This window comes from Roseovarius sp. SCSIO 43702 (assembly GCF_019599045.1).
GTDB lineage: Bacteria > Pseudomonadota > Alphaproteobacteria > Rhodobacterales > Rhodobacteraceae > Roseovarius.
The window spans coordinates 777856-790834 of the sequence record NZ_CP080623.1; the positions used below are offsets into that span (position 1 = coordinate 777856).

Here is a 12979-nt window from a genome sequence, read left to right on the forward strand (position 1 = left end):
GACCGAGGCTTACTTGTCGTCGTCGCCCTTGAGCGCCGCGCCGAGGATGTCGCCCAGCGATGCACCCGAGTCGGACGAGCCGTATTGCTCCACGGCTTCCTTCTCTTCGGCGATCTCGCGCGCCTTGATCGACAGGCCCAGGCGGTGCGATTTCGCGTCCACGTTGGTCACGCGCACATCCACCTTGTCACCGACCGAGAAACGCTCGGGGCGCTGTTCGGAGCGGTCGCGGCTGAGATCCGAGCGGCGGATGAAGCTCTTCATGCCCTCGTATTCCACCTCGATGCCGCCATCCTCGATCGACGTCACCTCGACCGTGATGACCGAGCCGCGCTTCACGCCGCCCACGGCCTCGGCGAACTTGTCGCCGCCCACGGCCTTGATCGAGAGCGAGATGCGCTCCTTCTCGACATCGACTTCCGACACGACCGCCTGAACCACGTCGCCCTTGCGGTATTCCTGGATCGCCTCTTCGCCGCGCTGGTCCCAGCTCAGGTCGGAAAGGTGGACCATCCCGTCGATATCCCCGTCGAGACCGACGAAGAGACCGAATTCGGTGATGTTCTTGACCTCGCCCTCGACCTCGGTGCCCTCGGGATGCGTCTCGGCAAAGACTTCCCACGGGTTGCGCATGGTCTGCTTGAGACCGAGCGACACGCGGCGTTTCGCCTGGTCGATCTCGAGAACCATGACCTCGACCTCCTGGGAGGTGGAGACGATCTTGCCGGGATGGACGTTCTTCTTGGTCCAGCTCATTTCCGAGACGTGCACGAGACCCTCGACACCGGGCTCGAGCTCCACGAAGGCGCCGTAATCGGTGATGTTGGTCACGCGGCCCGTATGGACCGAACCCAGCGGATACTTGGCACCGACGAGATCCCACGGATCGTCCTGAAGCTGCTTCATGCCCAGGCTGATGCGGTGGGTTTCCTTGTTGATCTTGATGACCTGCACCTTGACCGTCTCGCCGATCGACAGGATCTCGGAGGGGTGGTTCACGCGGCGCCATGCCATGTCGGTCACGTGCAGCAGGCCGTCCACACCGCCGAGGTCCACGAAGGCCCCGTATTCGGTGATGTTCTTGACGACGCCGTCCACGGCCTGACCTTCATGCAGGTTGCCGATGACCTCGGCGCGCTGCTCGGCGCGGCTTTCCTCGAGGATCGCACGGCGCGACACCACGATGTTGCCACGGCGGCGGTCCATCTTGAGGATCTGGAACGGCTGCTTGAGACCCATGAGCGGGCCCGCGTCGCGCACCGGGCGCACATCGACCTGGGAGCCGGGCAGGAACGCCACGGCGCCGCCCAGATCGACGGTGAAGCCGCCCTTGACCCGGCCGAAGATCGCGCCGTCGACGCGCTCTTCCTCGGCATAGGCCTTCTCGAGGCGGTCCCATGCTTCCTCGCGGCGGGCCATCTCGCGGCTGACCACGGCCTCGCCACGGGCGTTCTCGGCCGCGCGCAGGTAAACCTCGACCTCGTCGCCCACTTCGATTTCGGGCTGCTCGCCGGGGTTCGCGAATTCCTTGAGATCGACGCGGCCTTCCATCTTGTAGCCGACATCGATGATGGCCTGGCCCGCTTCGATCGCGATGACCTTGCCCTTGACGACGCTGCCCTCTTCGGGCGTGTCCATTTCGAAGCTTTCGTTGAGGAGGGCTTCGAATTCCTCCATGGTTGCGTTTTCAGCCATGTGGCGTGTGTGTCCTATCTAGCGTTTATTCAGGCCGCGCGGTTGTCTCCGCCGGTCTTTGGGGGTTTCGTTGGTCAGACGGTCCCAAAGCAAAGAGGGCCGGATTGCCCGACCCTGCTCTCTCGCTGCCTTGGGGCGTTACCCGCCTCTCGTGACGTGTGCGCGTATAGGGGAAAGGGGCACGGGGCGCAAGGGGGGGTGGTCGTCTCACGATCCCGTCTCGATTTTCGACGCGAACCAGTCGAACGCTGTCTGCACCGCGGAGCCGCGCGGGCGCGCGCGCTCGGTCAGCAGGTAGAAATCCTGCTCCCCGCGAAGGGTTTCGGGGCGGACCTGCACGAGGCGCCGGTCGGCGATGTCGCGCTCTGCGAGAAAGCTGCTGACAAGCGCCACACCCTGGCCCGACAGCGCCGCGTCCAGCGCCAGGGTCGTCTGGTTGAGGCGCAGCCCCCGCCCGCCGCGATCGGCGACATCCAACTGCCCGAGAAACGCGGGCCAGAGATCATGCGCATCATGCAGCTTGGGTAGCCGCGACAGCGTTTCCGGGGCGAGCGGCACGCCGTGCCCGCCCACGAGCGCGGGTGCGGCGACGGCGATGACCTCCTGACGGAAAAGCCGGACAACCTCCAGCGCCGCGCCGAAAGGCGGCTTCCCCTGGCGGATGGCAAGGTCGATCCCGTCGCCGTGGAAGCTCGATACCCGCTCGGTGGCCAGGACCACCAGGTCGATCTCGGGATGCGCGGCCGAGAAATCCGGCAGGTTCGGGATCAGCCATTTCGCGGCAAAGGTCGGCGTCACGCTCACCACGACCTTGCCCTTCTCGGGGCGCAGGGTTTCGGTCGCGGCGCGCAACTCCTCGAAAGCGGTGGCGATGCGCGCATGATAGCTGCGCCCCGATGCGGTGAAGGCCAGCCCCTTCGGCAGTCTCTCGAACAGCGGCAGGCCCAGATGCGCTTCCAGTTGGCGCACCTGCTGCGCGACGGCGCCCTGCGTGACGCCCATCTCGTCCGCCGCCGCGCGAAAGTTCAGGTGGCGGCCCGCCACGTCGAAGGCGCGCAGGGCGTTGAGGGGCGGCAGGCGTGACATTTGACGATAGTAATCCTATTGCCACGCAGGATCAATTCTGATGCGCGGAGTCCCTGAGATTGCTTTATGTATAAAAGATCAGTGAAACGAAGGAGGTTTCAATGTCAGTAGATAAAGTGGCGATCATCACCGCCGGGGGAAGCGGAATGGGGGCCGACGCGGCCCGCCGGTTGGCGGCTGACGGCTTCCGCGTGGGCGTCCTGTCCTCGTCCGGCAAGGGCGAGGCGCTCGGCAAGGAACTGGGCGGTTTCGGTGTCACCGGCTCAAACCGCTCGACGGAGGATCTCGCCGCGCTGGTGGACGGCGCCAAGGAGCGCTGGGGCCGTGTCGACGTGCTGGTCAACTCCGCCGCGCATGGGCCCAAGGGCCCGGTTCTCGATATATCCGATGATGACTGGCACACGGGGATGGAGGTCTACCTGCTCAACGTCATCCGGCCCACCCGGCTGGTCACGCCCCTCATGCAGGCGCAGGGCGGCGGCGCGATCATCAACATCTCGACCTTCGCGGCCTTCGAGCCCGACCCGCTTTTCCCGACCTCGGGGGTGTTCCGCGCCGGTCTCGCGGCGTTCACCAAGCTTTACGCGGACAAATATGCGGCCGAGAACATCCGCATGAACAACGTCTTGCCGGGCTTCATCGACAGCCTGCCCGAAACCGAGGATCGCCGCGCGCGCATCCCCATGGGGCGCTACGGGCGGGCCGAGGAGGTGTCCTCGCTGATCGCGTGGCTGGCCTCCGAAGGCGCGGGCTACATGACCGGCCAGAACCTGCGCGTCGACGGCGGGTTGACCCGTGCCGTCTGATCTCGCAGTGGCGATGCCCGGCGCGGGACGCCTCGCCTTCGCCGTCAAATGGGCTGCGTCGATCATCCAGATCACGGGATACACGGCGACGGCCTTCGGCTGGACGCCGTGGAACCTCTATCTCTTTCTCGTGGGTGTTCTCGGCTGGTTCGTGGTCGGCGTGCTCTGGAACGACCGCGCGATCATGCTGATCCACCTCGTTGCGCTCGGCGCGATGCTCGCCGGGATGAGCCGCGGATGACGCAGGCGTAGCGGAGCACGGGAGACGTGAAAAAGCGCCCTGATTCTTCATGCGCCCGCCGGGTTCGATCTGTCCAATTACCCCACCGAACGCCCCGTTACCGCTCCCAATCGGCGCCATCGCACCGACGCGATACCGACATGGATACCGACGTCGCAAATCCCTTGTTTGATTGACGTTAACCCCCGATTCGCGGGGCGCCCCGGCGGATGCGCCCGCCCGGCGCGTTCATCCTTCGCCAGGGAAATCGCCCCGGCGCGGCCAGCGGCTCAGCCCATCCGGCGCGTGACCTCGGCGATGGCGGTGGCGACGGCGTCCTCGATGCTCATCTCCGAGGTGTCGAGCTGCACCGCGTCGGGCGCGGGTCGAAGCGGGGCCGCGGCGCGGGCGCTGTCGCGCGCATCGCGCGCCCTGAGATCGGCCAGAACCGCCTCGCGCGTCACGTCATGGCCCTTGTCCAGAAGCTCCCGGTGCCGCCGGTCGGCCCGCACCTCGTCGGACGCCGTGACATAGAGTTTCACTTCCGCATCGGGGCAGATCACCGTTCCGATGTCGCGCCCGTCAAGCACCGCGCCGCCCCCCCGCCGGGCGAAGGCGCGCTGGAAATCCACCAGCGCCGCGCGCACCTCCGGCAGGGCGGCCACGCGGCTCGCCGCCTGGGCCACGTCCGGTGTCCTGAGCGCGTCGTCATCGTCGAGATCGGCGGCCCTGAGCGCGCGCGCCGCCTCGACCGGATCGGTCCCGTCGAGCGTCCGCAGGCCCGTGGCGCGGTAGAGCAGCCCGGTATCCAGATGCGCGAAGCCGAAATGCGCCGCCAGCGCACGCGACACGGTGCCCTTGCCGGCGGCGGCGGGCCCGTCGATGGCCACGGTGAAGGCACGTCGTTCCATGGGACCGACCTACGCCGTCAGACCCTTTCGATCAAGCGCCTCACGCCTCGAATCCCGGCGTGCCGCGATCCTCGGGGTGCCGCTCGAGATGTTTGCGCTTGATCGCCGCGCTGGTGTCGCGGCTGCCGTCATGGCTCCAGCCGGGCGGGGCCACGCAATACATCCAGCGCTCGCGCCAGGTGAGACCCGGCTGCGTCACGTCGCGGAAGATGCCGACCCATTCGTGAAACGCCACGCGGATCGGGTTGAACGTGCCGATGTTGCGAACAAGGCCGTAATCCACCTTCTCGGTCTCCTGCTCGGGCACGAAGGTGCCGAAGAGCTTGTCCCAGACGATGAAGACGCCCGCGTAATTCGCATCGAGATAGCGCGCGTTGCGGCCGTGATGGACCCGGTGATGCGAGGGCGTGTTCATCACCGCCTCGACCCAGCGGGGCATCCGCCCGATCGCCTCGGTATGGATCCAGAACTGGTAGACCAGGTTGAGCCCGCCCACGAAGAGCACCATCGCCGGGTGGAACCCCAAAAGGATGAGCGGCGCGCGCACGATCATCATGAAGGTGAAGGTGCCCGTCCACGTCTGGCGCAGCGCGGTCGTGAGGTTGTAGTGCTGCGACGAGTGGTGGTTCACATGGCTGGCCCAGACCCAGCGGATGCGGTGCCCGAACCTGTGCACCCAGTAATAGCGCAGGTCATCCAGCACGAAGCACAGGACGATCACCGGGATCGATGTCCCGAGGTCGAGGGGCGTGATCCGCCACAGGAACATGAAGAACCCGTAGGCGATGAAGCCCAGAAGGATGCCCGACGCCACGCTGCCCGCCCCCATGACGAGGCTCGTCACCGCGTCGCGCGTCTCGTAGCGTCCGCCGCGCCCCTTCAGGACGATCCACAGAAGCTCGGCCAGGATCGCCGCGATGAAGAGCGGCACGGCAAGCTCGGTCACGGCGGGAAAGGTCAGGTCGTCCATCATGTCGTCTCTCCGATCGCGCGCGCCCAGGCCTCGGCCTCGCCCGGCGCGAGATGCAGCCTGATCCGCCGCGCGCCGTAATCCGGCGTGGTGAGGATCAGCGTGTCGTTCTTGACCCGCGCGGTCACGTCGTCGAGCGCGCGCACCACCGTGTCGGCGCCCATGCACCAGACAAGGCCGCGCCCGTGCTCCGTTTCGACAAGCGCGGCGCGGCCCGTGGTCGAGCGCGTCACGCTCCGCGCGGGCCGCTCGGGAAACTCGCGCTCCCACGCGGCGCGCACCGCGTCGTCATCGCCGAGGCGGCGGCTGTCGGTGAGGTTGAGCATGTGCAGGAGGAACGCGATCCCCGCGATCCCCAGCACGACCATCGGCACCAGTATCTCAAGCGGCATGGCGGCCCCCCTCGGACGGGAATTAGAGCGCGGCGCTCCGCCTCCTGTCAAAGCCTCCGTTGCGTCAGGCGTCCTCCGCCTGCCGCGCCATCTCGCGCGCGAGGATGGCGATACCGTCGCGGATGCGCTCGGACGGGATCGAGGAATAGGCCAGCCGGTAATGGTTCCGCGGCGGCGCCTCGCGGTGAAAGAAGGGCGCGCCCGGCTCGATCAGCACGCCCTGCCTGCGCAGCGCGAGGTCGAGCGCGCCCGTATCCACCCCGTCGGGCGCGCGCATCCAGATGGACGAGCCGCCGAACCGCCCCGTGCCCGCGATGCTGAGCCCGTGATGCTCCAGCGCCTCGACCATGGCAGAGCGGCGGCGCGCGAAGGTCTGCCCCAGCCGCCGGATGAGCGCGTCATAGTGGCCCAGCGACAGGAAATAGGCCGCCGTGCGCTGGATATGCCCCGGCGGATGCCGCAGGACCGAGGTCCTGAGCGCCCGCGCCTCGCGGATGAACGCGCGCGAGCCCACGAGATAGCCGAGCCGCAGCCCCGGAAAGATCGACTTCGAGAAACTGCCCACGTAGATCACCCGCCCTTCCCGGTCGAGCGACTTGAGCGCGGGCGACGGTGCGCCGAGATAGGCCATCTCGAACTCGTAATCGTCCTCGACGATGAGCGCGTCCATCGCGGCGGCCTTTGCCAGCAGCCTTTCGCGCCGGTCCATCGGCATGGTGGTGTTGGTGGGCGACTGGTGGCTTGGCGTGCTGAAGATCACGTCGGCCCGCTCGGGCAGCGCATCGGGCGGAAGGCCGTCCGCATCCACCGGCACCGCCGTCAGGTGACAGCGCGACTGCACCAGGATGTCGCGCAGCGCGTGAAAGCACGGATCCTCGATCACCGCCCTGCGGCGCGGCGTCAGCAGCACCTGCGCGGTCAGCCACAGCGCGTTCTGCGCCCCCATGGTCACGAGGACCTCCTCGGGCTCCGCCACGATCCCGCGCCGGGGCAGGGTATGGCGCAGGACGAACTCCACGAGCTTCGGATCGTCGCGGTCATATTGATCCGCGGTCAACGCCTGGAAATCCTGCCGCCCCATGGCCCTCAGCGCGCAATGCCGCCAATTCGCATGATCGAAAAGGCGCGGGTCGGTCTGGCCATAGATGAACGGGTAGGGATATGCGGCCCAGTCCTGCGGCTTCTCGGGGGTCGCGCCCCCGGTATAGCGCCGGCCAAGCGCGCGGGACCAGTCGATCGCGTCGCTGCGATCCCCGCGCGGCGCAAGGCCGGTGGGCTCGGGCGCGTTGTCGGACACGAAATAGCCCGAGCGGTCGCGCGAGACGAGGTAATCGTTTGCCAGAAGCTCGGTATAGGCAAGCGTCACGGTGATCCGGCTGACGCCCAGATGCGCGGCCAGCTTGCGCGACGAGGGCAGCTTCTCGCCCTTGGCGAAGCGGCCCGACAGGATGCCCTCGGCGATCATCTGCTGGATGCGCGCCTGGAGCGTGCCCTCGGTGTCGGGCGCGAGGAAGAAGGTCTCGACGGGGATCGCCATGGCCCAAGGTTAAACTGGCCCTAGCGCGGGCGCAATCTGGCATGATGCGGATCGACCCGCCTGCGCGCGGGCGATCCATGCTATGCTCGGTGGACTGCACGGCGAAAAAAGGGAGAGAAGACATGTGCGATATCTGCGTGATGAACAAGGTGAAGGAGCGGATGCTTTCGCGGCGCGGCTTCTTCACGGCGGCGGCGGCCACGGGTGCGGCGGCGGCCATGACGACGGTGAGCGCGCCGCGCGCCATGGCGGCGGGGCATGGCGAGGTCACCGACATGACCCATACGCTCAGCGGTGAGTTTCCGACCTATTCCGGCGAGCCGGGCTTCGCGGCGGAAAAGAAATTCAGCTTCGATCCGGACGGGTACAACCTCATGGAACTCACGATCAGCGAACACACCGGCACCCATATCGACGCGCCGCTGCATTTCTCGGCGGACGGCGCCTCGGTTGACGAGATCCCGGTCACGTCGCTGGTGGCGCCGCTCTGCGTGATCGACATCGCGGCCCGCGCCGAGGAGGACGCCGACGCGCAGGTCACCCCCGAGGACATCAAGGCGTGGATCGATGCGAATGGCGAGATCCCCGAGAATGCCTGCATCGCCATGCATTCCGGCTGGGGCGGCAAGACCGGCAGCGACGCGTTCCGCGGCTTCGACGGGGAGGCGATGCATTTTCCGGGCTTCCACATCGACGCGGCCAACATGCTGATGGAAGAGACGGGCGCGCAATCAATCGCGGTCGACACGCTCTCGCTCGACCACGGGCCATCGGCGGATTTCGCGGTGCATTACGCCTGGCTTCCCACGGGGCGGTTCGGGATCGAATGCCTCGCCAATCTCGACCGTGTGCCGGCCAGCGGGGCCACGATCGTGATCGGCGCACCCAAGCACGAGGGCGGCACCGGCGGACCCGCGCGTATCTTCGTCATGGCCTGAGCCGCGGGGCGGGGCGGGTCCGAAAACGGTTTCGCTCCGCCCATGCTGCGCCTATACGTGAACCGGGTTCACGAAGGGGGGCGGAACATGGCGCGCAAGACCACCGACAGGACGGCCGAACGGCGCGAGGCATTGCGCGACACGCTCATCGACGTGGCCGAGGCGCGCATCGCCGCCGAGGGAATGGACGCCGTCAAGGCCCGCGCCCTCGCGCGCGAAGCGGGCTGCGCGGTGGGCGCGATCTACAACGTCTTCGACGACATCAGCGATGTGATCATCGCGGTCAACGGCCGCACCTTCCAGCGTCTCGGCCAGGCCGTCGCCGCAAGCCTCGAGAACACCGAGGGGAAGGGACCGACCGAGCGGCTCATCATCATGGCGAATGCCTATCTCGACTTTGCCGCCGCCCACCCGAATCGCTGGCGCACGCTTTTCGACCTGCGCATGTCCACCGACATGGCGGTGCCGCAATGGTATCTTAACGAACTGGAACGATTGTTCGGCTTCATCGCCGGTCCCGTGCGCGAATGTTTTCCCGACCTCGACGCCGAGGAGGTGGAGCTCATGACGCGGGCCTTGTTTTCCTCGGTCCATGGCATCGTCCTTCTGGGCCTCGAGCGGCGGATCTCGGCGGTGCCGCCCGACCATTTGCGGCGGATGATCGGAATGCTCCTGACACAGGCCACCGCCAAGTAATTTGAACGCTGTTCAAAATAATTCTTGAACAGCGTTCAAAAGTCTCTATATCTCGTTTCGTGAACATTGTTCATGAAAGGGAGAACCCATGTTGACCACCCTCAGAACCCTGATGATCGGGGCGAACGCGCGGGCCGAGGACCGTGTCCGCGACGCCTTCGCGCTCGAACTCATCGACCAGAAGATCCGCGAAACCGAAGGACAGCTTCGCGCGGCCAAGGGCACGCTCGCCTCGCTCATTCAGCGGCAGCGATCCGAAACCCGGATGCTCGAGGCGGTGCAGACCCGCATCGTCTCCATGACCGCCCGCGCGCAGGATGCGCTCGAGGCGGGGCGCGAGGAACTGGCCCAGCAGGCGGCCGAGGCCATCGCCACGATGGAGAACGAGGCCGTGCTGCGCCGCCAGACGCTCGACCGGCTCGAGGCACAGGCCACGCGGCTGCGCGCCTCGGTCGAGAAGGCGCATCGCCGCATCATCGACCTCAAGCAGGGCGCGATCACCGCCCGCGCGATCCGGCGCGAACAGCAGATGCAGACGCGCCTCAACTCGACCATAGGCAGCACGTCGAGCGCGGACGAGGCCGAGGAGCTGATCCAGCGCGTGATCGGCAAGGACGACCCGTTCGAGCAGTCGGGCATCCTCCAGGAGATCGACGCCAGCCTCAACCATGACACGGTCGAGGCACGCATGGCCGAGGCCGGTTTCGGCCCCGCGCTCAAGGTCACGGCCGCCGAGGTCATGGACCGTCTCAGGAAGACATGACCTGACCTTCCGACCCTTCATCACCATTCAAGAAAAGGACCGACCCCATGTATCAGCACGAAAAACCCGACAACATGGTCATCATGATGTTCAACCTCGCCGGCGTCGCGGCGGCCTATATCCTGCTCGGCCTCTCGCTTTACAAATCCGTCGACGTGCCGCTCGCCACCAAGGGGTTCTGGGGCATCGGCGTGCTTCTTCTGACGCTGAGCCTCGTGAATTTCGTGAAGTACCGCTTCGACAACCAGGCACGCATCGACCGGATCAACCGCCTCGAGGAAGCGCGCAACGAGAAGCTGCTCGAGGATTACGTGGGCGACGGGAAGGACGACAAGTAGGCAAGCCCGATGCGGTGTGAAATGGGTGGCTCCCGGAAGGGGGCCGCGTTTCCCGTGGTCTCCGGTGGCGCGGCAAGTTTTCACGATAAAAAAAGGGCGGCCCCGCCGGGCCGCCCCCCTTCTTCCGAAGCTCTCGGGCCTCAGCCCACGACGTTGAACTCGGGACCGTAGGGATAGCCCGTGATGTCCTCGTTGCCGTCCTCGGTGATGATGAGAACGTCATGCTCGCGATAGCCGCCCGCACCCGGTTGACCCTCGGGGATGGTGAGCATCGGCTCCATAGAGATGACCATGCCCGGCTCGAGCACCGTGTCGATATCCTCGCGCAGTTCGAGACCGGCTTCGCGGCCGTAGTAGTGCGAGAGAATGCCGAACGAGTGGCCGTAGCCGAAGGTGCGGTATTGCAGAAGCTGCCGCTCCTCGAGGAACTCGTTGATCTTGTGCGTCACCTCGGCGCAGGACACGCCGGGCTTCAGCAGCGACATGCCGTATTCATGCGCGGCGACGTTCGCTTCCCAGATCTTGCGCGAGGCGTTGTCGACCTCGCCCACGAACATCGTCCGCTCGAGCGCCACGTAGTAGGCCGACACCATCGGGAACGTGTTGAGCGACAGGATATCGCCATGTTCGAGCTTGCGGGCGGTGACGGGGTTGTGCGCGCCATCGGTGTTGATGCCCGACTGGAACCAGACCCAGGTGTCGCGATACTCGGCATCGGGGAAGACCTTGGCGATCTCGAGCTCCATCGCGTCGCGGCCGGCGATGGCCACGTCGATCTCGCGCGTGCCTTCCTTGACGGCGTCCTTGATGGCATAGCCGCCCACATCCGCGATCTTGCAGCACTTGCGGATCAGCTCGATCTCGGCCGCCGACTTGTGCATGCGCTGGCGCATCGTGTGGTTCGCGATATCGACCGTCTTCGAGGGCGACAGGAAGCTGTCGAGCTTGGCCTTCTGGACCAGCGTGATGTGATCGCCCTCGTAGCCGATCACCTTGCCCTCGCCCGAGACCGAGCGCACCGCGCGCCAGTAGTTGTCGCGCTGCCAGTCGGTATAGGTGATGTTGTCGCAGAAGCTGCGGCGCCAGGGCTGGCCCGCGTCGATGCCCGCGCTGATCGTGACGCATTCGTCCTTCGTCACGACAAGGCCGTAGGGACGGCCGAAAGCGCAGTAGAGGAAGCCCGAGTAATAGGCGATGTTGTGCATCGAGGTGAAGACGGCGGCATCCACGCCCTCCTTCTCCATGATCTCGCGCAGGCCCTTAACACGGGCCTCGTATTCGGCGACTTCAAAGGCCAGCGGAGCCTTCTCGCCGTTGTGGAAACGGTACATTTCTGGACGTTCAGTCATAGCGACCTCCGTAAAGAGATCCCGGCGTTCAGGACTGTTTGGGGTGAGCGGCTTTTCCCTGGGCGACGCCATCGCCCTTGCCTCCCGTGGCGCGGATATTGCGCATTTTTCGGATTCGGGCAAGATGTTTTGCATGACATCACCAGCGGCCACACCGGCCCCGGGTCCCCGCAACGCGATCACCGACGTGCCGGGACTGCGGGTGGGGCAGGCGGGCGACACGCGCCTGCGCTCGGGGGTGAGCGTGGTCGTGGGCGACCGGCCCTTCGTCGCCGGGGTGCATGTGATGGGCGGCGCCCCCGGCACGCGCGAGACCGACCTGCTCGCCCCCGACAAGACGGTCGAGCAGGTCGACGCGCTCGTGCTCTCGGGCGGCTCGGCCTTCGGGCTCGACGCCGCCTCGGGGGTGGCGGACGGCTTGCGCGAGATGGGCCGCGGCTTTGCCGTGGGGCCGGCGCGTGTGCCTATCGTGCCGGGCGCGATCCTCTTCGACCTGCTGAACGGCGGCGACAAGGACTGGCACGACAACCCCTACAAGGCGCTCGGACGTGCCGCGCTCGATGCGGCGGGGCCCGACGTGGCGCTGGGCAGCGTCGGCGCGGGGCTGGGGGCGATGACGGCCAATCTCAAGGGCGGGCTCGGGTCGGCCTCGCTCGTCCTGCCTTCGGGGCACGTGGTGGGCGCGCTCGTCGCGGTGAACGCGGTCGGGCAAGCCACCATGGGCGACGGCCCCGCCTTCTGGGCCGCCCCCTGGGAGATCGGGGACGAGTTCGGCGGGCTGGGTCCGGGCACGCCCGACCCGTGGCCCGCGACCAAGCTCTCGCAGCACGCCAGCACCACCATCGGCATCGTCGCGACCGATGCCGCGCTCACCCAGGCGCAGGCGACGCGGCTGGCCACCGCCGCGCATGACGGGATGGCCCACGCATTGGTGCCGTCGCACACGGCGATGGACGGTGACCTCATATTCGCGGCCGCCACGGGCGGGCGCGCGGTGTCGGGGCCGACAGAGCTCGTGGCGCTCGGTCATGCGGGTGCGATCTGCGTGGCGCGCGCCATCGCGCGGGGCATCTACCACGCCACACCCGCGCCCGGCGATCCGCTGCCCTGCTGGACCGAACGGTTCGGGCGCCGGTAACGCAACGCGCGCGGCGTTAACGACCCCTCCGAAGGGCCATCCACCGACGCGATACCGACATGATACCGACGTGGATACCGACGCGGGTTTTACCAGTTAACACAGGCGATTCGCGGCCCTCCGGGCGATCCGCGCACCGA

14 protein-coding genes are annotated in these 12979 nt (G+C 66.9%); 7 read left to right on the top strand and 7 right to left on the bottom strand.

The window, feature by feature from the left end; genetic code table 11:
- Positions 1-9: 9 nt before the first annotated feature.
- Together rpsA and K1T73_RS03635 are read right to left on the bottom strand one after the other, a co-directional pair.
- A complete protein-coding gene (gene rpsA, locus K1T73_RS03630) occupies positions 10-1695 on the bottom strand; it encodes a 30S ribosomal protein S1 (RefSeq protein ID WP_220602629.1) in 1686 nt (561 codons plus the stop codon).
- Between the two features lie 207 nt (positions 1696-1902).
- Positions 1903-2781 (bottom strand): LysR substrate-binding domain-containing protein, encoded by an 879-nt coding sequence (locus K1T73_RS03635; RefSeq protein ID WP_220602630.1) that lies wholly within the window; start codon positions 2779-2781, stop codon positions 1903-1905.
- 101 nt (positions 2782-2882) lie between these two features.
- Here K1T73_RS03635 and K1T73_RS03640 point away from each other — a divergent pair, with 101 nt between their 5' ends.
- Complete coding sequence (locus K1T73_RS03640) at positions 2883-3587, top strand: SDR family oxidoreductase (protein ID WP_220602631.1); 705 nt, start codon at positions 2883-2885, stop codon at positions 3585-3587.
- On the top strand, positions 3577-3828 hold the full coding sequence (locus K1T73_RS03645; protein WP_409077725.1) for a DUF6552 family protein: 252 nt from the start codon (positions 3577-3579) through the stop codon (positions 3826-3828). Before K1T73_RS03640 ends, K1T73_RS03645 begins: the two co-directional genes overlap by 11 nt.
- 269 nt (positions 3829-4097) lie before the next feature.
- Here the strand turns inward: K1T73_RS03645 and K1T73_RS03650 are convergent, their stop codons facing one another.
- The 4 genes from K1T73_RS03650 to K1T73_RS03665 form a co-directional block, all read right to left on the bottom strand.
- On the bottom strand, positions 4098-4718 hold the full coding sequence (locus tag K1T73_RS03650; protein WP_220602632.1) for a d(CMP) kinase: 621 nt from the start codon (positions 4716-4718) through the stop codon (positions 4098-4100).
- Between the two features lie 40 nt (positions 4719-4758).
- Entirely contained in the window at positions 4759-5691 is a 933-nt protein-coding gene (locus K1T73_RS03655) for a sterol desaturase family protein (RefSeq protein WP_220602633.1), read from the bottom strand.
- Entirely contained in the window at positions 5688-6080 is a 393-nt protein-coding gene (locus K1T73_RS03660; protein WP_220602634.1) for a hypothetical protein, read from the bottom strand. The genes K1T73_RS03655 and K1T73_RS03660 overlap by 4 nt, the downstream gene beginning before the upstream one ends.
- Before the next feature lie 64 nt (positions 6081-6144).
- Positions 6145-7617, bottom strand: a complete 1473-nt coding sequence (locus K1T73_RS03665) for a PLP-dependent aminotransferase family protein (protein ID WP_220602635.1) — start codon at positions 7615-7617, stop codon at positions 6145-6147.
- Between the two features lie 122 nt (positions 7618-7739).
- Between K1T73_RS03665 and K1T73_RS03670 the strand changes: the two genes are divergently transcribed.
- The 4 genes from K1T73_RS03670 (at position 7740) to K1T73_RS03685 (ending at position 10352) form a co-directional block, all read left to right on the top strand.
- Positions 7740-8555: a cyclase family protein gene (locus tag K1T73_RS03670; protein WP_220602636.1), complete on the top strand. Its 816-nt coding sequence runs from the start codon at positions 7740-7742 to the stop codon at positions 8553-8555.
- An 87-nt stretch (positions 8556-8642) separates the two neighbouring features.
- On the top strand, positions 8643-9251 hold the full coding sequence (locus K1T73_RS03675; RefSeq protein ID WP_220602637.1) for a TetR/AcrR family transcriptional regulator: 609 nt from the start codon (positions 8643-8645) through the stop codon (positions 9249-9251).
- Positions 9252-9339: 88 nt separating this feature from the next.
- Positions 9340-10014, top strand: coding sequence for a PspA/IM30 family protein (locus K1T73_RS03680; protein ID WP_220602638.1), 675 nt, complete (start codon positions 9340-9342; stop codon positions 10012-10014).
- 47 nt (positions 10015-10061) lie between these two features.
- Positions 10062-10352 (top strand): hypothetical protein, encoded by a 291-nt coding sequence (locus K1T73_RS03685; RefSeq protein WP_220602639.1) that lies wholly within the window; start codon positions 10062-10064, stop codon positions 10350-10352.
- A gap of 140 nt (positions 10353-10492) precedes the next feature.
- Here K1T73_RS03685 and K1T73_RS03690 read toward each other — a convergent pair whose 3' ends face one another.
- The gene (locus K1T73_RS03690; protein WP_220602640.1) at positions 10493-11701 is read right to left on the bottom strand and encodes an aminopeptidase P family protein; all 1209 of its coding nucleotides are present in this window, start codon (positions 11699-11701) and stop codon (positions 10493-10495) included.
- A gap of 133 nt (positions 11702-11834) precedes the next feature.
- On the opposite strand from K1T73_RS03690, the gene K1T73_RS03695 reads away from it, so the two are divergent.
- A complete protein-coding gene (locus K1T73_RS03695) occupies positions 11835-12839 on the top strand; it encodes a P1 family peptidase (RefSeq protein ID WP_220602641.1) in 1005 nt (334 codons plus the stop codon).
- Positions 12840-12979 lie beyond the last annotated feature (140 nt).